Raw genomic sequence first — 16418 nt, forward strand, 5'->3', positions numbered from 1 at the left:
ACGATGAGGAGATGACGATGACAAAGATCTTCGCCCATGCCGGCGAGAGCGACTGGACGCCGACGTCTGACGGCAACAGGCGGCGGGTTCTCCTCTCCACCGATGAATTGATGCTGGTCGAATTCGGTTTCGACAAGGGCGGTGTCGGTGCCCTGCATTCGCATCCGCATGTCCAGTCAAGCTATGTCGCCGAGGGCCGGTTCGAGGTGACAATAGACGGCCAAACCGAAATCCTCGGGACAGGCGGCAGCTTCATCGTGCCGTCGGGTCTGGTGCACGGCGTCAAGGCGCTGGAAGCGGGGCGGCTGGTTGACAGCTTCACGCCGCACAGGGCCGATTTTCTCACCTGAAAGCGCGAGCGCCCGCATGGTCACGGCGACCGGCGGCGAGCAAGCGATGCGTGGCCTCGAGAATGGCCTCGACCGGTGCGTCGGCGACGTCAGCCCTGCGTCCGCGTCTCGGCGCCGTCACCACCTCGACCATGTTCGACAGCGGCCGCCACCGCTCCAGATTGGCGCCGTTGTTGACGATCACCGTCGGTGTCATGACCGTGGCGAACAGGTGCCCCAGACCGCCTTCCATGCCGACATAGGCAGCCGCCATTTCGCCGAGCGCCAGCAGGAGATCGCCGAATGCCTCGACATCGAGCCCAAGGTCGGGACCGATCATCGTGAGCCGGCTTTCCCTGGCGGCCAGGCTCTGTGGCGTCGGTCCCTTGCCCGGGGTGACCAGATACAGCACGTGATAGCCGGCATCGATGAGATTGCGGGCAACGGCTGATATCTGGTCCTCGCTCATGAACTTGTTGCCCCTGGCGTTGCCGCCAAGCAGGACCAGCGGACGGTCGTCGGCGCCGACGAGCCGGCGCGCCATGGTCCGGGCGGCCGGCGGAACATCGAGCCTGTGGTCGAAGGGCAGGTGGCGGCCGGCGAGGCGCTCGATCAGCCTGTGGTAGCGCCAGGCGTTGTGTTCGGGCCGCAAGGTCCATCGGGTGCCCCGGCGCAGCGACAGGAGATAGCCGGCAAAATTGGGCTCGTAGTGAACGCCGCGGCCGAGAAGCTGCAATCCGGTGACCATCAAGCCGGGCACGCCCGTCCGGAAGTCGACGACCGTCTTCTGTCTGCCCGGCCGTGCGAATTCAGCGAGAATGTCGGAAAGCGGCTTCAGCCTGAAGTCGTCGACCAGGGGAGCGGCATGCTTGTGCAACATGCCCATGAGCGAAGACTTGCCCTGGCAACCATAGACGATATGGCTTTGTGGGAAGGCCGTTCTCGCCGCCCGCAAGGCCGGGATCCGCAGCAACCCATCCCCGAGGGCGTCGTTGCGGACGTAGAAAATCAGCAGCGGCGCGGGCAAGTCCATGGTCGGGCGGATCCGTTAGGGCTATGGCGTCGAGAGGGGAGCCAGCTTCGGAAAAAATGCAAGAAGACAGCAAACCCCGGCTGAATCCAGAGGGAATATGCGCCAGACGTAACATTATGAGCGATAGCCGGTATCGCCGCCGCCCCGCCTCGTCATTTCGGCATTGATGTCGGTCAGGTGATATGCCGGAGCAGGCCGAAGAGCCGCTCGAACGTCTTGCCATAGGGCGGGCGCAGCAGGGCGCCGGCGCTCAAGCGCGACTGCAGGAAAACCGGCTTCTCCTTGCTGAAGGTGCGGAACCCCCATTCGCCGTGATAGGCGCCCATGCCGCTGGCGCCGACACCGCCGAAGGGCTGGTTTTCCTGCACCAGATGCAGCATGCAGTCGTTGATGGTGACGCCGCCGGCGACGGTCTCGCGCAGGATGCGCTGGCGGTTGCCGCTGTCGTTGCCGAACCAGTAGAGCGCCAGCGGCCGGTCGGCCTGGTTCACATGGCTGATCGCCTCGTCGACGGTGGCGTATTCGACGATCGGCAGCACCGGTCCGAAAATCTCCTCGCGCATCAGCCGCAGGTCCGGGCCGGCATTGCGGACCAGGGTCGGTAGCAGCTTGCGGCTCGTGGTGCCGAGATCTTCGCCGGCTGGGTTGATTTCGATGACATCGGCGCCGGCATCGCGGGCTTCCGCGATCATGGCGTGCAGGCGCTGAAAGTGCCGGTCGCTGATGATGGCGGTATAGTCGGGGTTGTCGCGCAGGGTGGGGTAGAGCTTCGCGATTGCCGTTGCGAGCTTCGCGGCGACCGCGCTTGCCTGTCCCTTCGGCACCAGCAGATAATCCGGCGCGATGCAGGTCTGCCCGGCATTGAGCAGCTTGCCATAGGCGACGCTGGCTGTTGCCGCATCGAGATCGCAGGAGGGGTCGAAGATTGCCGGCGACTTGCCGCCGAGCTCGAGCGTAACCGGGGTCAGGTTGGCGGCAGCGGCCATCGCCACATGGCGGCCGACCGCGGTCGAACCGGTGAACAGCAGATGATCGAAGGGCATCGATACGAAGGCCTTGCCCATCTCGGCATCGCCGGTGATGACGCTGAGCTCATCCGGGGCGAAATGCTCGCCGACAAGTTTGGCGAGCAATTCCGAGAAAGCCGGTGTCAGTTCGGACGGCTTGACCAGCACGCGGTTGCCGGCGGCGAGCGCTGCCGTGACCGGCGCGACGGCGAGCTGAAAGGGGTAATTCCACGGCGAGACGATGCCGACCACACCAAGCGGCTGCGGCAGCAGGCGATTTCGACCCGGCAGGAACGGCAAGGTGGTGGCGACACGACGCTCCCGCATCCAGCCTTTCAGATGAGACAGTGTGTGGCGGATGCCGGCGCGTACGACAAACAGCTCGGCAAGACGCGTCTCGTGTGTCGAGCGGCTGCCAAAGTCGGCGTTGATTGCGGCGCAGATCTCCGCCTCATGCTGCTCGGTCAGCGCCTGCAGGCGCTTCAGGCGGTCTTTCCGAACGCTCAGGTCCGGAAAGGGCCGCTTCTCGAAGGCGGCGCGCTGCAGCTGGAACCGTTCGCCGAGGACGTCCTGTCTCACCTGCAGCATCGTGCCCTCCCTGGCTCGTCTGGCCAAGCTTACATCCTAGCGCGTGAAGGAATCCAGCGGGGGTGCAGGTGTCGTTGGGGAAGGTGAGCCTTCGCTAGCCATGGCCAATCAGTCCTCCGTCGAGATGGAGTGGCCGTTCCGGTTGTGTTCCGAGACCAGCTGCGCTACTCCGAAGGCTCACGCGGAGAGTCTCTTGACCGGTTTCCACATCCTCTCCAATCCTCGCAAAATCGCTTCCCGTCCGGTGTCCGCCTGATGTCGGCGCAGGCAGCTAGCCTTCGGACCGAGGATCCCAAGCGGCGCGTCCTGAAGGACGTGTTCGGCTTCGACGATTTCCGCCCCGGGCAGGCCGATGTCATGGACGCGCTGCTGGGTGGGCGCCATGTGCTGGCCGTCATGCCGACGGGTGCGGGCAAATCGCTCTGCTACCAGGTTCCGGCGCTGGTTCTGGGCGGGCTCACCCTCGTCGTGTCGCCGCTGGTGGCGCTGATGCAGGATCAGGTCGCCGCCTTGCGGCTGGCCGGAGTGTCCGCCGACACGATCAATTCCTCGATCGACCGCGAGGCCAATGTCGCGGCCTGGCGGCGCGTAGCGTCCGGCCAGACGCGGCTGCTTTACCTGGCGCCGGAGCGGCTGATGACCGAGCGTATGCTCGAGGCGCTCTCGAGGCTCGAAATCAGCCTGATCGCCATCGACGAGGCGCATTGCATCTCGCAATGGGGACCGGCGTTCCGGCCCGAATATGAGGATCTGTCGCGGCTGCGGCACGTCTTTCCCAACGCGCCGATCATCGCGGTGACGGCGACGGCGGACGAGAGCACGCGCAGCGATATCGTGGCACGGCTGTTCGCCGAGCGCGTCGAGACCCTGGTGCTGGGTTTCGACCGGCCCAACATCAAGCTGGCGATCGAATCCAAACAGGACAGCAAGCGGCAATTGCTGCGTTTCATCGAACGCCATGCCGGTAAGAGCGGCATCGTCTACTGCCTGTCGCGCAAGAAGACGGAAGAGATGGCGGCCTTCCTCGAGAAGAACGGCGTCACCGCGCTCGCTTATCATGCCGGCATGAGCAAGGAGGCGCGTGAAGCGAATCAGAACGCTTTCATGACGCTGTCGGGCGTCGTCATGGTGGCGACCATCGCCTTCGGCATGGGCATCGACAAGCCTGATGTCGCCTATGTCTTTCACACCGATATGCCGGGCAGCCTGGAAGCCTATTATCAGGAGATCGGGCGTGCCGGCCGCGATGGGCGGGATGCCGAGGCGCATATGCTGTTTGGCCTCGGCGATATCCGCATGCGGCGGCTGTTCATCGACGACGAGGACGCATCAGCCGAGCACAAAAAACGATCGCACCAGCGACTCAACACCTTGATCGGTTATTGCGAGACGGCGCAGTGCCGCCGCCAGGTGCTGCTCGGCTATTTCGGCGAGGAGGCGCAGCCTTGCGGCAATTGCGACAACTGCCTCGACCAGGTGCCGCGCGCCGATGGTGCGGCCGAGGCGCGCATCATCCTGGTGGCCGTGGCGCAGAGCGGCGAGCGCTTCGGCGCCGCCCATGTCATCGACATCCTGCTCGGCCACGAGACCGAGAAGGTGCAGGCCAGAAGCCATCAGAGGCTAGCCTGCTTCGGCAGCGGCGCGGCGCAAAAGAAGGATTTCTGGATGTCGCTGATGCGGCAGCTGGTCGCGAACGGTTTCCTGGAGCCGGACCCGAGCGGCCATGGCGGGCTCGCCATCGCCGAAAAAGGTCATGCGCTTGGCCGCGGCGAGATGCCGTTCCGCTACCGTGTCGAGATGCGCAGCCGCGCCTTGCGCAAGATGCGAGCGGCCGAAGGTTCGGGTGCCGAAGGCGTCGACGCTTCGCTGCTGGCCACGCTCAAGACACTTCGCTTGCGCCTCGCCAAGGAGCGCCAGGTGCCGGCCTATGTGGTGTTTTCCGACCGCACCTTGATCGACATGGCCGAGCGCTGTCCGCGCGACCTCGACGCCTTCGCCGAAGTGAATGGCGTGGGGGCGGCGAAGCTCAAGGAGTTCGGGCAGATCTTTCTGAGCGCCATTGCGGCGCACCAGGCGGGTGGATCGGCCTGAAGGCCGTCCGCGCAATCGTCACATCTGTATCGACATGCCGCCATCGACGGTCAGGACATGCCCGTTGACGAAAGACGCCGCGTCGCTGGCGAGGAAAAGCGCGGCACCGGCGATCTCCTGCCATTCCCAACTATGAGGGCCACCAGCGGGAGCGCGTCCGCGACGGGAAGCTTACGTTTGACCGAAGTGCACCGGAACATAAGTGATCGACAAAGGTTTGAATTCGGCGGGCGGTTCCCTTATTTCGCCTGCCCGAGATCGCGCTCAAGAGGCTAGATCGATCCGCAGCTGCCGTGAGTGGGGCGGCGGGATTCTTGTGTTGGAACTTTAGAAAGCGGCCCGGCATCCTTTGTTGGGATCTAAACGAGACACCGGGCCTAACCCGACGGAGCGGTTTGTGAGGAACGGCGCCGTGGGCTGGCGAATATATGCACCCAGGCTGATATTCTTGAAGTCATACGAATGAAGTACAAGAGCAGCAATTCGGGGGCCAACCGATGGCCCACAAGCCCCGCCGTCCCTGTGGCGGCCCCCCGTCGTCATCTGTCACTTGAGAATGAAATAGAGCGGGACAAGCATTGCGGCGACCGCGGTGAGAAACAGGTCTGTGGTCATGAGCCCCCGCTCGGAATTCCATGGCCACTGACACAATCAATTTAGCCAAGATGCAAGGAATCAAACCATGGTTTTGCGCAGTGGCAACCAACCCCTCCGCTGCTCGTTGACCTATGCTGGGATGATCCCTAGCCACCTCTTGGCCCGCCCTTGATCCCCATTCCGGGCGGGCTCTTTTTGCCTATTGGGCGGCAGCCGATCGAACCTCGCGTCGCAGTAAATGTTCCGGAACTATTTTAGCGTATGCTAATTGAATGGCGATTGTTGCGGTCAGTTTATGCGCTTGGCTGCGAGATTTTCGGGAGGAATAAAAAAGATGAGCGGTAACCCCGATGATCCACCAATTGAACGACGCTCACATCCCCGGGCGGCCGTTCTAAAGGATGGGACCATTGTCACCGAGGATGTGACAATCGCTTGCTCCGTCAGAAACCAGCACGCTCATGGGGCGGAGCTACGGGTGGAGCCGGGCGTGGTGGTTCCCGAGCGGTTCGTCCTGCACATCCATGCCGATGGTGTCGAATATCGTGCCGTGGTGCGGTGGAGGAAGAACGAGCGGCTTGGCGTACAGATCTATTGAAACAGCATGCCATTGGCGAACCGGACGCCGGAACCTAAGCAACTGGTCGAACTTATCGCGTCATGACCTTGCATGAGGTGCTGTTGAGGGCCGTGCGGGAAGTGACCGGTGAAGCAGGTCCCCTACGCTACTTCATAGCTTCAGGCGCAGGAATGGCGGAGAGGGAGGGATTCGAACCCCCGATGGGCTTGCACCCATGCCGCATTTCGAGTGCGGTGCATTCGACCACTCTGCCACCTCTCCGCGGTCATGGTCGGCCGTTGCCGGCGCGGCGCACTAGATAACGGCTGAACGGGCAGGTTACAAGGCCAAATCCGCCGATATTTGGCTTGCCATCCGGCCTGCCGGGCAAGCAGCGGATTCAAGGCGGTATTTGCCGGTCACTGGCCCGGCACGGTATAGGCGGCCTTGGCGGTCATCACCGCCCTCACGCTTTTTTCCAAGGCACCGTAGACCTTGCCGTCGTTCTCGCCGGAAAAGATCACCACGGCGGCGTAGCCGGCTTCGTTGACGAAGAAGAAAGAGCCGCCGGTCTCGGGGTAGTCGGGCATGTGATGATGCAGCAGGCCATCATGATAATACTGGGTGCCACGGGCGGTGCGCTTCATGTAGGCGCCCAGGCCATAGCTCACTTTGCCCGGCAGAGCGTCCAGCCATTGGCGTGTCGTCGGGCCGAGAACGCCGGATTGTTTGTCGAAGGCATAGAGGAATTTGGCATAATCCTGCGCCGAAATATCCCAGCCGCCATTCGGTGTCCGCGCCACCAGCGTGTCGTCGATGACGCCGGCATTTGCGGCCAACCCAAGCCTTGTGAAGACCTTGCCGCAGACGTTGCTATAGGCGTGGTTGGCGAGCACCTGTGCGACGTAGCCCAAAATGAGGTAGCCGCTGTCGCTGTAGGAAGTCGTGCTGCCCGGAGCAAACTCGAGCATGGTCTGTGTCGCCGTCTTGAACGAGGCGCTGACCGAATGGTCGTTCTTGTCGTCGAAGGCGTTCTTTACCAGCCCGGCGCGATGGGTGAGCAATTCGTCGATGGTGATCGCGGTGAAACGCGGATCCTTCGGGGCGTTGGCGCCGTTGTTGCGCCTGAAATAGCCGACGAGCACGCTGCCCAGCGTATCCGTGAACGCCAGGCGCTTGTCATCGACGAGACCGGCGATGCAAACGCCGGTGATCGCTTTCGACAGGCTGGCGATCGGGTGCCGCTCGGTCGGTTTCCAGCCATGGTCGTAGGAGCCGACGAGCGTCTGGTGCAGCGCCACGGCAACCTCGGCATCGGCGATGTGATAGTCCTTCATCCAGGCGGTGACGGCGCTGTCGACGCTTTCGGCGACCGGGTTGGGCGCCGATAGAGCGGGCTGCCATGCCAACAGCATCAAACTCAGGCAAAGTCCCGACCAGCCACGCATCCTCGCCTCCCCCGACGGCAAACGCCTGTGCATGTTGACACGGCCGGTTCGCGCCGGCCAATAACAGTCTCGGCAACGGCTGTTTGCCTTGACTCCCACGCAACCTTCGGTTAGGGACAGCGCGCAATCGGCGTGGAGGGTTCTTCCACGCCGCTTGTTTTTTGAACCCGCAGACTGACAAAAAGACGGCCGAACCGCCTCAGGCGGTTCATCAAGGCCGACCGAACAGCGAAAGGCAAAAAATGTTCGCAGTCATTAAAACGGGCGGTAAGCAGTATCGCGTTGCCGCCAACGATCTCCTGAAGATCGAAAAAGTCGAAGCCAATGTCGGCGATATCGTCGAGATCGGCCACGTGCTCGCGCATGGCGAGGGCGAGAATGTCACGTTCGGCGCGCCGTTCGTCGATGGCGCTCTGGTCACCGCCGAAGTCGTCGAGCAGGGCAAGAACCGCACGGTCATCGCTTTCAAGAAGCGCCGCCGCCAGAATTCGCGCCGCAAGATCGGCCATCGCCAGCTTCTGACCACCGTGCGGATCGCCGAGATCCTGCTGGGTGGCGCAAAGCCGACGAAGACGGCAGCGGTGAAGGCACCGAAGAAGGAAGCCAAGGCCGAGGTGGCCGCCGAGCCGAAGGCCGAGGCCGCACCGAAGGAAGCCAAGGCCAAGAAGGAAGCTGCCCCCAAGGCGGAAGTGACGGCCGAGACGGCTGCAGCGCCGCTGTTCAAGGCGCCGAAGGGCGAGCCGGACGACCTGACCGTGATCAAGGGCATCGGCCCGGTCGCCGCCAAGGATCTCGCCGAGCAGGGCATCATCACCTTCGCGCAGCTGGCCAAGCTGTCCGACAAGGATGTCGCCAAGATCGACGAGCACATGCCGTTCAGCGCCGACCAGATCAAGGACTGGCGCGAACAGGCCAAAGAACTGGCGAAGAAGTAATTTTTCCGGCGATCAGGTCGCCGGATCGGACTTGAAACGGAACGCGAACGCGTTCATAAGGCCTTTTAGGCGCCTTGCGGCGCAACGGAGTTAGTTAGATGGCACACAAGAAAGCTGGCGGCTCGTCGCGCAACGGTCGCGACTCGCATTCCAAGCGTCTGGGCGTGAAGAAGTTCGGCGGCGAAGCCGTCATCCCGGGCAACATCATCATTCGTCAACGCGGCACGACCTGGCATCCCGGCGTCAATGTCGGCATGGGCACGGACCACACCCTTTTCGCGCTCGAATCCGGCGCCGTGACGTTCAACAAAAAAGCCAACGGCCGAACCTACGTATCGGTCAACCCGATTGCCAAAGCCGCGGAGTAGCCGGTTCCGCACTAGAACACCGGCGCCCATCTCGGGGACCGGTGTCTGGCAAAGCCAGGAAAAGGATCAAGGGAGATGGGTTTCCATCTCCCTTTTTCTTTGCCTGGAGGACTTCAAATGGTTGCCGAAGCAGAAGACTCAGAAGACGAAAGTTACGCGATAGACTGCCCGGTGCTGGTCACCGAGCGGCTGGTGATGCGGGCGCCGCGCGAAAGCGACATCGCGCAACTGGTCGAGCTTGCCGACAACCGCCATGTCGCCGAAATGCTGGCGCGCATGCCGCACCCGTATGGCGAGGCCGAGGCGCGCGCCTTCCTGGCCATGACCAAGTCGCGCCGCGCCGGCATTGTCTATGCGCTGACGCTGGCCGGCACCGACACCTTCGTCGGCTGCGCGGGCTTGAACACCACCGATCGCGGGCTGGAGCTCGGCTACTGGATCGGCGAGCCCTTCTGGAAGCGCGGCTATGCGACCGAAGCCGCCCACGCGCTGGTCGACCTCGCCTTCCAGAAGACGTCGATCCAGGTGCTGCAGGCGTCAACGCGGGTCATCAATCCGGCCTCTCGCCGGGTGATCCACAAATGCGGCTTCCAGTATGCTGGCCAAGGCATGCTGAACTCGATCGTCGCCGGCCAGGTGCCCGTCGAGCGCTACCGGCTCGACCGCAAGACTTGGACCAGCCTCAGGAATTGGGTTCACTTCTGATGTATGGCGTTGGTGAAGCCAATGGTTGAGGACAGCAGCGAAATTGAAACGGTCGCGATCGTGCCGTTCGCACTTGGGCATATCGAAAGCTTTCATCACGCGCTCGATGTCGTTTCGCGTGAGCGAAAGTACTTGTCCTTTCTCGAGGCGCCACCGCTGGATCAAGCCAGAAGATTTGTGATGGACCGAATCGCAAGAGGCGATCCAGGCTATGTAGCAGCTGTTCGTGGCGAGGTTGTCGGCTGGTGCGACATCACGCGCCATGATCGGCCCATACACGCTCATCGCGGCGCGCTTGGGATGGGCATTGTCCCGTCTTATCGGGGGCGTGGCCTTGGACGGAAGCTCATCAAGGCAACCGTGGCGCAAGCGCGCAAGGACGGCTTTGTCCGTATCGAGCTTTTCGTACATGCCGACAATGCCCGCGCCATCGCGCTTTACGACAAGGTCGGATTTGTCAGGGAGGGCGTGCAGCGCGACGCGGTCTATATCGATGGGGAATATCGCGATGCGATCATGATGGCGATCGTCGAACGCGAAAACGCAGGCGGATAAAGAGCCATCAGCCCAGTTCGGCCCACACCGGCAGGTGGTCCGAACCGGTTGCCTGGTGGTCGACCCACAGGCGCTGTAGCGATCGGGCAAGCGAGGCGCTGGTGAAGACGTAGTCGATCCGCTTGTGGCGGTCGGTGTTGGCGGGGTCCTTGGGGTCGACCCAACTGACGAGATCGTCGCCGGCGACATCAAGGCGCACGGCGGCATCGACTGCGAAGTCGGCGGTCAGCGGCATGCCGAATTGGTGGTCCGGCCGGCCGGCGAGTTCGACATATTCGGGCGAGCCGGCCAGCATGTTGAAATCGCCCAAGGCCACAAACGCCTCGGGGTGCGGCAATTCCGGCAGGCCGATCTCGGCGACGCCGGACAGCGCGCCGCCCTCAAGCGCATAGTTCAACAGGCGCCGGCGCAGGAACTGGATCTGGCTGGCGCGTTCGACCGGGCTGCGGTGATCGAGATGGATGGAATAGAAGCGGATGAAGCCAAGCGGCGTCTCGATCAGTGCCTCCAGCGCACCGCGCTGGAAGTTCATCATCTCGAAGCTGCGGCTGCGCGGCAAAAGCAGGTTGCGCGACAGATGAATTGGTGTTTTCGACAGCATCATGTTGCCGAGCTGGAAGGTCGTGGTGATGGCGCGGCCGTTCTCGATGCGCGAGCCGATATTGGCCTCGAAATTGCTGCCGTAGACGGCGAAATAGTCGGGCAGCGCCTCGCCGATCTCGGCGACCATGTCACGGCTGCCGTTTCTCGGATTGTTGCGGGTGACCTCCTGCAGCGCGATCACGTCGGCGCCGCGCACGGAATCGGCGATCCGTCCGACATCGTACTGCCCATCAAGACCGATGCCGTACTGGATGTTGTAGGTTACAAGCTTCATACCAACATTTCTCCGGCCGACCCCAAGCGGCCATTGTCACAAAACGGCCTCGCCCTTGGCCGCGCCTTGGTTTAGAGCAAGGCCCAAGGTTTAGAGCAATGCCGCAAGGCCAATAAAAGAAACTGCAATCCCATGAAATTTCTCGATCAAGCCAAGGTCTATGTCCGCTCCGGTGACGGAGGCGCCGGTTCGGTGTCTTTCCGGCGCGAGAAATTCATCGAGTTCGGCGGGCCGGATGGCGGCGATGGCGGCCGTGGCGGCGATGTCTGGCTGGAAGCGGTGAACGGCCTGAACACGCTGATCGACTATCGCTACCATCAGCATTTCAAGGCCAAGACCGGTGTCCACGGCATGGGCCGCAACATGACCGGCGCCAAGGGCGCCGATGTGACGCTGAAAGTGCCGGCGGGAACCCAGGTCTTCGAGGAGGACAACGAGACGCTGATCTGCGACCTCACCGTGGTCGGCCAGCGCTTCTTGCTCGCCAAGGGCGGCAATGGCGGCTTCGGCAACCAGCATTTCAAGACCTCGACCAACCAGGCGCCGCGCCGCGCCAACCCCGGCCTTCCCGGCGAAGAGCTCAACATCTGGCTGCGGCTGAAGCTGATCGCCGATGCGGGGCTGGTCGGACTGCCCAATGCCGGCAAGTCGACATTCCTCGCGGCTGTTACAGCGGCCAAGCCGAAGATCGCCGACTATCCGTTCACGACGCTGCATCCCGGCCTCGGCGTCGCGCGCATCGACGCGCGCGAGTTCGTCATCGCCGATATTCCCGGCCTCATCGAAGGCGCGCATGAAGGCGTCGGCATCGGCGACCGCTTCCTTGGCCATGTCGAGCGCACGCGCGTGCTGCTGCACCTGGTTTCGGCGCAGGAGGAAAATCCGGGCAAGGCCTACAAGACCGTGCGTGCCGAACTCGACGCCTATGGCAATGGGTTGGTCGAGAAGGTCGAGATCGTGGCGCTTTCCCAAGTCGACACGCTCGACGCCGATGCACGCAAGAAGAAGGTTGCTTCGCTGAAGCGAGCCGCCGGACGCGCGCCGATGCTGCTGTCCGCCGTCACCGGTGAGGGGGTCGAGGCGGTGCTGCGGGCGCTGATGAGGGTGATTGCCGAGGCGCGCGCGGAGGCTGCGCCGGTGGTCGAGACGCGCTGGGAAAAGTAAGGCATGCAGTCGCTCAGGAAATACCGGCGCATCACCGTCAAGATCGGCTCGGCGTTGCTCGTCGACCGGGCGAGCGGCTTGAAGCGCGATTGGCTGGCCTCGCTGGCCGACGATATTGCCGTGCTCGCCCAAGGTGGCGCTGAAATCCTCGTCGTGTCCTCCGGCGCCATTGCGCTTGGTCGCACCATTCTGGGGTTGGGCAAGCGGGCGCTCAAACTCGAGGAAAGCCAGGCCGCCGCCGCCGTCGGACAGATCGCTCTCGCCGGCGCCTGGTCGGATGCGCTCGGCAAGGGCGCGCTGAAATCAGGCCAGATTCTTTTGACCCTTGGCGACACCGAGGAGCGCCGCCGCTACCTCAATGCGCGGGCGACGATCTCGACGCTGCTCAAGATGAAGGCGGTGCCGGTCATCAACGAGAACGACACGGTGGCCACCTCCGAAATCCGCTATGGCGACAATGACAGGCTGGCCGCACGCGTGGCGACGATGATGGGGGCCGACCTTTTGGTCCTGCTCTCCGACATTGACGGGCTCTACACGGCGCCGCCAGCCAAGGATCCGGGAGCAAAATTCATTCCGGTGGTCGACCGCATCACGCCCGATATCGAGGCGATGGCGGGAGCGGCCGCGTCGGAGCTGTCGCGCGGCGGCATGCGCACCAAGCTCGATGCCGGCAAGATCGCCACCGCCGCCGGCACGGCTATGATCATCACATCGGGCACGCGGCTGTCGCCGCTGATGGCGATCGAGCGCGGCGAGCGCGCCACCTTCTTCCGGCCGAGCAGCAATCCGGTCAAGGGTTACAAGACATGGATCGCCGGCCAACTTGAACCGGCGGGCCGGCTGACGGTCGATGCCGGCGCTGTCGGCGCGCTCACGTCGGGAAAATCGCTGTTGCCGGCCGGCGTCAAGCTGGTCAGCGGCAATTTCTCGCGCGGCGATACGGTGGCGATCCTGTCGCCCGAAGGCCGCGAGATCGCGCGCGGGCTGGTTGCCTATGATGCCGCCGATGCCGTAAGGATCGCAGGCCTGAAGACGGCCGAGATCGAAACCGTGCTCGGTTACGAAGCGCGTTCGGCGATGATCCACCGCGATGATCTGGTGGTGAGTCATTCCGATGAACAAGTACGGGCTGGAAGCGACATAAGCGGAGGGTGAGCCATGCTGAAGCTGCATGAAAAATCCGGGGACGACACCGTGGCGCTGATGGCCGATATCGGCCGCCGCGCCCGCGCTGCCGCCCGACCGTTGGCCATCGTCACCACCGCGGCCAAGAATGCCGCACTCCGTGCCATGGCAGACGCGATCCTTGCCCGGGAGCAGGACATTCTCGACGCAAACGCCATCGACGTCTCGAATGGCCACGAATCCGGGCTTTCCGGTTCTTTCATGGACCGGCTGAAGCTCAATCCGGCGCGCGTTCGTGCCATGGCCGACGGCATTCGCGAGATCGCCGAACTCAAGGATCCGGTCGGCGATGTGATCGCGGCCTGGGAGCGGCCGAACGGCTTGCAGATCGAGCGCGTGCGCACGCCGCTCGGCGTCATCGGCGTCATCTATGAAAGCCGGCCGAACGTCACGGCGGATGCCGGCGCTCTCTGCCTCAAAGCCGGCAATCCGGTGATCCTGCGCGGCGGCTCGGATTCGCTCAATTCATCCTCCGCCATCCATGCCTGCCTGGTCGAAGGCCTGAAGGAAGCCGGCTTGCCTGAAGACGCCATCCAGTTGGTGCCGACCACCGACCGCGCCGCGGTCGGCGAGATGCTCAAGGGCCTAGGTGGCACGCTCGACGTGATCATTCCGCGCGGCGGCAAAAGCCTGGTCGGACGGGTGCAGAGCGAGGCGCGCGTGCCGGTCTTTGCTCATCTCGAAGGCATCTGCCATCTCTATATCGACCGTTCCGCCAATCTCGACATGGCGGTGAAGATTGCCGTCAACGCCAAGATGCGGCGCACCGGCGTCTGCGGCGCCGCCGAAACGCTGCTGGTCGACCGCGCCGTGGCATCCACCCATCTGGTGCCGATCCTCGACGCCCTGCGCGCCGCCGGCTGCGAGATCCATGCCGACGCCGAGGTGCTGAAGGTGTTTTTCGACGCCAAGCCGGCGACCGATGCCGACTGGGTGACCGAATATCTCGACGCCATTATCGCGGTGAAGCTGGTCGATGGCATCGGTGGTGCGATCGAGCACATCGAAACCTTCTCCTCGCATCACACCGAGGCGATCATCGCCGAGGACGCGAAGGCCGTGGAACGGTTCTTCAACGAGATCGACTCGGCGATCCTGCTGCACAATGCCTCGACGCAGTTCGCCGATGGTGGCGAATTTGGCATGGGCGCCGAGATCGGCATCGCCACCGGCAAGATGCATGCGCGTGGGCCGGTTGGCGTCGAGCAGCTGACCTCGTTCAAATACCGCGTGCGCGGCTCGGGACAGGTGAGGCCTTGAAGCTTTTCGTCCTAAGGGGCTGAAGCTTGCGCCCGGGCACCCCCCTCTGTCCTGCCGGACCCGGCCCTTCGCTGTCGCTCCGGGCGTTCGTCGTTCGGAAAGCCAAGCAATTGGCTTCCCGTCCGCTTCGCGGACCACTCCTCACCCCCCGCAAGGGGGGAGATTGGGTGGCATTTCGGGTTTCGCCAATCTTCAACGTTGCAAGATCTACGCCTTCGTCGAAACTGCTGATCTCCCCCCTTGCGGGGGAGATGCCCGGCAGGGCAGAGGGGGGTGCCTAGCGCGATGCTATCTCCTTCTCCACCCCCCGCCCCCTCGGCCTATCTCCGCATGCCGCACGCCGAAAAAGGCCTCGCCGTCGGCCTGTTCGGCGGTTCGTTCAATCCGCCGCATGCCGGCCATGCGCTGGTCGCGGAGATTGCGTTGCGGCGCCTGGCGCTCGACCAGTTGTGGTGGATGGTGACGCCGGGCAACCCGCTGAAGAGCACGCGCGAGCTGGCGCCGCTGACTGAACGGCTGCAGCTGTCGGAGAAGATCGCCAAGAACCCGAAGATCAAGGTCACCGCCTTCGAAGCAGCGCATCATGTGCGCTACACCGCGGACACGCTGGCGCTGGTCAAGGCGCGCAATCCCGGCGTCGAGTTCGTCTGGATCATGGGCGCGGACAGTTTGCGCGATTTCCACCGCTGGCAGCGCTGGCGTGAGATCGTGCTGACCTTCCCGATCGCGGTCATCGATCGGCCGGGCGCGACGCTGTCATTCCTGTCATCGGTTGTCGCCAAGACCTTCGACTATGCCCGCATCGATGAAGGCGATGCGCCGCTGCTTGCGCGCATGAAAGCGCCGGCCTGGACCTTCATTCACGGCCCACGCTCCTCGCTGTCGTCGAGCGCGATCCGCAAGATGGCGAAGTCATGATCGATCCCGGCCTGCCCTCGGTTCATGCTTTCTGGATCGGCGGGCCGCTCGGGCCGATGCAAGTCGCCTGCCTCAAATCCTTCGTCCGCCTTGGCCATCGTACCGTGCTGCACGTCTATGACGATCCCGGCGACGCGCCGCCGGGCGTGGAGCTTGCGGACGCGACGAACATCCTGCCGCGCGAGCGTGTCATCGTTCACCGCAACGGCAGCTATTCTCTGTTCGGCAATATCTTCCGCTACAAGCTGCTGACCACCGGGGCCGAGATCTATGTCGACTGCGACATGTATTGCATCAGGCCCTTGCCGCGCCGGCCCTACATGTTCGGTTGGGAGAGCCAGACCCGCATCAACAATGCGGTGCTGAGCCTGCCCGCCGGATCGCCGATCCTGGGGGATCTCGCCGACATGGTCGACCATCCCGAGCGGTTTCCGGAATGGTATTCTTGGAGCAAGCGGCTGCGCTTCGGTGTTCGGCGGGCGTTCGGCCGGCTCAAGGGATTCGAGAACCTGCCGCATGCCTCGCTCGGGCCGCCTCTGCTGACTTATCTGGTGCGCAAGCACGGGCTGCTCGACCAGGCGTCGGCTCAGAATGTGTTTTATGCCAATGTCGAGGGTGAAGGCACGTTGCTCGATCCGCAGCGGTCTCTCGCCGACCTGGTCGGTCCAGACACACTGGCGATCCACCTCTGGCGCGGATCGCTGCGCAAGCTGTCGTTCGCCGATGTGCCTGCGACCTCGCCGCTAGGCGAAATTCTCGCCATGTGATCGGCGCCGTCATCTGTCCCAAGATGTCG

Annotated in this window: 16 protein-coding genes, 1 tRNA gene and 1 pseudogene; 12 read left to right on the forward strand and 6 right to left on the reverse strand. The window is 63.5% G+C overall.

All coding sequences use genetic code 11. The features are described 5' to 3' along the window. Nucleotides 1-11 precede the first annotated feature (11 nt). A complete protein-coding gene (locus tag AC1DX4_RS18310; protein ID WP_477221628.1) occupies nucleotides 12-350 on the forward strand; it encodes a cupin domain-containing protein in 339 nt (112 codons plus the stop codon). Here the strand turns inward: AC1DX4_RS18310 and AC1DX4_RS18315 are convergent. Both AC1DX4_RS18315 and AC1DX4_RS18320 read right to left on the reverse strand, forming a co-directional pair. Then, entirely contained in the window at nucleotides 343-1362 is a 1020-nt protein-coding gene (locus tag AC1DX4_RS18315) for a glycosyltransferase family 9 protein (protein ID WP_477221629.1), read from the reverse strand. The two genes, AC1DX4_RS18310 and AC1DX4_RS18315, sit on opposite strands and share 8 nt — an antisense overlap. A 173-nt stretch (nucleotides 1363-1535) precedes the next feature. Further along, entirely contained in the window at nucleotides 1536-2957 is a 1422-nt protein-coding gene (locus tag AC1DX4_RS18320) for a coniferyl aldehyde dehydrogenase (protein ID WP_477221630.1), read from the reverse strand. Between the two features lie 255 nt (nucleotides 2958-3212). Here AC1DX4_RS18320 and recQ point away from each other — a divergent pair, with 255 nt between their 5' ends. After that, nucleotides 3213-5048 (forward strand): DNA helicase RecQ, encoded by a 1836-nt coding sequence (gene recQ / locus AC1DX4_RS18325; protein WP_477221631.1) that lies wholly within the window; start codon nucleotides 3213-3215, stop codon nucleotides 5046-5048. 18 nt (nucleotides 5049-5066) lie between these two features. On the opposite strand, the pseudogene AC1DX4_RS18330 reads toward recQ, so the two are convergent. Beyond that, nucleotides 5067-5165: pseudogene (locus AC1DX4_RS18330) on the reverse strand (SDR family oxidoreductase); the annotation flags it as partial. Between the two features lie 814 nt (nucleotides 5166-5979). On the opposite strand from AC1DX4_RS18330, the gene AC1DX4_RS18335 reads away from it, so the two are divergent. Beyond that, a complete protein-coding gene (locus AC1DX4_RS18335; protein ID WP_477221632.1) occupies nucleotides 5980-6243 on the forward strand; it encodes a PilZ domain-containing protein in 264 nt (87 codons plus the stop codon). 153 nt (nucleotides 6244-6396) lie between these two features. Here AC1DX4_RS18335 and AC1DX4_RS18340 read toward each other — a convergent pair. After that, nucleotides 6397-6486, reverse strand: a tRNA-Ser gene (locus AC1DX4_RS18340). Between the two features lie 137 nt (nucleotides 6487-6623). Continuing rightward, nucleotides 6624-7652: a serine hydrolase domain-containing protein gene (locus AC1DX4_RS18345; protein WP_477221633.1), complete on the reverse strand. Its 1029-nt coding sequence runs from the start codon at nucleotides 7650-7652 to the stop codon at nucleotides 6624-6626. A gap of 242 nt (nucleotides 7653-7894) precedes the next feature. Between AC1DX4_RS18345 and AC1DX4_RS18350 the strand changes: the two genes are divergently transcribed. The 4 genes from AC1DX4_RS18350 to AC1DX4_RS18365 all read left to right on the forward strand — a co-directional run bounded on the left by AC1DX4_RS18350 (nucleotide 7895) and on the right by AC1DX4_RS18365 (nucleotide 10215). Beyond that, a complete protein-coding gene (locus AC1DX4_RS18350) occupies nucleotides 7895-8587 on the forward strand; it encodes a 50S ribosomal protein L21 (protein ID WP_477221634.1) in 693 nt (230 codons plus the stop codon). Nucleotides 8588-8685: 98 nt separating this feature from the next. Further along, the gene (rpmA, locus tag AC1DX4_RS18355) at nucleotides 8686-8955 is read left to right on the forward strand and encodes a 50S ribosomal protein L27 (RefSeq protein ID WP_095771984.1); all 270 of its coding nucleotides are present in this window, start codon (nucleotides 8686-8688) and stop codon (nucleotides 8953-8955) included. 117 nt (nucleotides 8956-9072) lie between these two features. Beyond that, on the forward strand, nucleotides 9073-9660 hold the full coding sequence (locus tag AC1DX4_RS18360) for a GNAT family N-acetyltransferase (protein ID WP_477221635.1): 588 nt from the start codon (nucleotides 9073-9075) through the stop codon (nucleotides 9658-9660). A 21-nt stretch (nucleotides 9661-9681) separates the two neighbouring features. Then, nucleotides 9682-10215, forward strand: a complete 534-nt coding sequence (locus tag AC1DX4_RS18365; protein ID WP_477221636.1) for a GNAT family N-acetyltransferase — start codon at nucleotides 9682-9684, stop codon at nucleotides 10213-10215. A 7-nt stretch (nucleotides 10216-10222) separates the two neighbouring features. On the opposite strand, the gene AC1DX4_RS18370 is transcribed toward AC1DX4_RS18365, so the two are convergent. Continuing rightward, nucleotides 10223-11092 (reverse strand): endonuclease/exonuclease/phosphatase family protein, encoded by an 870-nt coding sequence (locus AC1DX4_RS18370; protein ID WP_477221637.1) that lies wholly within the window; start codon nucleotides 11090-11092, stop codon nucleotides 10223-10225. Nucleotides 11093-11224: 132 nt separating this feature from the next. Here AC1DX4_RS18370 and obgE point away from each other — a divergent pair, with 132 nt between their 5' ends. The 5 genes from obgE to AC1DX4_RS18395 all read left to right on the forward strand — a co-directional run bounded on the left by obgE (nucleotide 11225) and on the right by AC1DX4_RS18395 (nucleotide 16389). Next, nucleotides 11225-12256, forward strand: coding sequence for a GTPase ObgE (gene obgE, locus AC1DX4_RS18375; RefSeq protein WP_477221638.1), 1032 nt, complete (start codon nucleotides 11225-11227; stop codon nucleotides 12254-12256). 3 nt (nucleotides 12257-12259) lie between these two features. Next, nucleotides 12260-13414: a glutamate 5-kinase gene (proB, locus tag AC1DX4_RS18380; RefSeq protein WP_477221639.1), complete on the forward strand. Its 1155-nt coding sequence runs from the start codon at nucleotides 12260-12262 to the stop codon at nucleotides 13412-13414. Nucleotides 13415-13417: 3 nt separating this feature from the next. Then, complete coding sequence (locus tag AC1DX4_RS18385; protein ID WP_477221640.1) at nucleotides 13418-14704, forward strand: glutamate-5-semialdehyde dehydrogenase; 1287 nt, start codon at nucleotides 13418-13420, stop codon at nucleotides 14702-14704. 285 nt (nucleotides 14705-14989) lie between these two features. Next, complete coding sequence (locus AC1DX4_RS18390) at nucleotides 14990-15622, forward strand: nicotinate-nucleotide adenylyltransferase (protein ID WP_477221641.1); 633 nt, start codon at nucleotides 14990-14992, stop codon at nucleotides 15620-15622. Further along, nucleotides 15619-16389 carry a glycosyltransferase family 32 protein gene (locus tag AC1DX4_RS18395; RefSeq protein ID WP_477221642.1) on the forward strand — a complete coding sequence of 257 codons (771 nt, stop codon included), beginning with the start codon at nucleotides 15619-15621 and terminating at the stop codon, nucleotides 16387-16389. Before AC1DX4_RS18390 ends, AC1DX4_RS18395 begins: the two co-directional genes overlap by 4 nt. Nucleotides 16390-16418: the final 29 nt, after the last annotated feature.

The sequence above is a fragment of the Mesorhizobium sp. P3_A8 genome (genome assembly GCF_056402995.1).

Bases quoted from the DNA above. Each gene is read 5' to 3' on its own strand.
- AC1DX4_RS18345 (WP_477221633.1), bottom strand. From the start codon at position 7,652: ATGCGTGGCTGGTCGGGACTTTGCCTGAGTTTGATGCTGTTGGCATGG.
- rpmA (WP_095771984.1), top strand. From the start codon at position 8,686: ATGGCACACAAGAAAGCTGGCGGCTCGTCGCGCAACGGTCGCGACTCG.
- AC1DX4_RS18390 (WP_477221641.1), top strand. From the start codon at position 14,990: ATGCTATCTCCTTCTCCACCCCCCGCCCCCTCGGCCTATCTCCGCATG.
- AC1DX4_RS18310 (WP_477221628.1), top strand. From the start codon at position 12: ATGACGATGACAAAGATCTTCGCCCATGCCGGCGAGAGCGACTGGACG.
- obgE (WP_477221638.1), top strand. From the start codon at position 11,225: ATGAAATTTCTCGATCAAGCCAAGGTCTATGTCCGCTCCGGTGACGGA.
- AC1DX4_RS18365 (WP_477221636.1), top strand. From the start codon at position 9,682: ATGGTTGAGGACAGCAGCGAAATTGAAACGGTCGCGATCGTGCCGTTC.
- AC1DX4_RS18320 (WP_477221630.1), bottom strand. From the start codon at position 2,957: ATGCTGCAGGTGAGACAGGACGTCCTCGGCGAACGGTTCCAGCTGCAG.
- AC1DX4_RS18315 (WP_477221629.1), bottom strand. From the start codon at position 1,362: ATGGACTTGCCCGCGCCGCTGCTGATTTTCTACGTCCGCAACGACGCC.
- AC1DX4_RS18335 (WP_477221632.1), top strand. From the start codon at position 5,980: ATGAGCGGTAACCCCGATGATCCACCAATTGAACGACGCTCACATCCC.
- proB (WP_477221639.1), top strand. From the start codon at position 12,260: ATGCAGTCGCTCAGGAAATACCGGCGCATCACCGTCAAGATCGGCTCG.
- AC1DX4_RS18385 (WP_477221640.1), top strand. From the start codon at position 13,418: ATGCTGAAGCTGCATGAAAAATCCGGGGACGACACCGTGGCGCTGATG.
- AC1DX4_RS18395 (WP_477221642.1), top strand. From the start codon at position 15,619: ATGATCGATCCCGGCCTGCCCTCGGTTCATGCTTTCTGGATCGGCGGG.
- AC1DX4_RS18370 (WP_477221637.1), bottom strand. From the start codon at position 11,092: ATGAAGCTTGTAACCTACAACATCCAGTACGGCATCGGTCTTGATGGG.
- recQ (WP_477221631.1), top strand. From the start codon at position 3,213: ATGTCGGCGCAGGCAGCTAGCCTTCGGACCGAGGATCCCAAGCGGCGC.
- AC1DX4_RS18350 (WP_477221634.1), top strand. From the start codon at position 7,895: ATGTTCGCAGTCATTAAAACGGGCGGTAAGCAGTATCGCGTTGCCGCC.
- AC1DX4_RS18360 (WP_477221635.1), top strand. From the start codon at position 9,073: ATGGTTGCCGAAGCAGAAGACTCAGAAGACGAAAGTTACGCGATAGAC.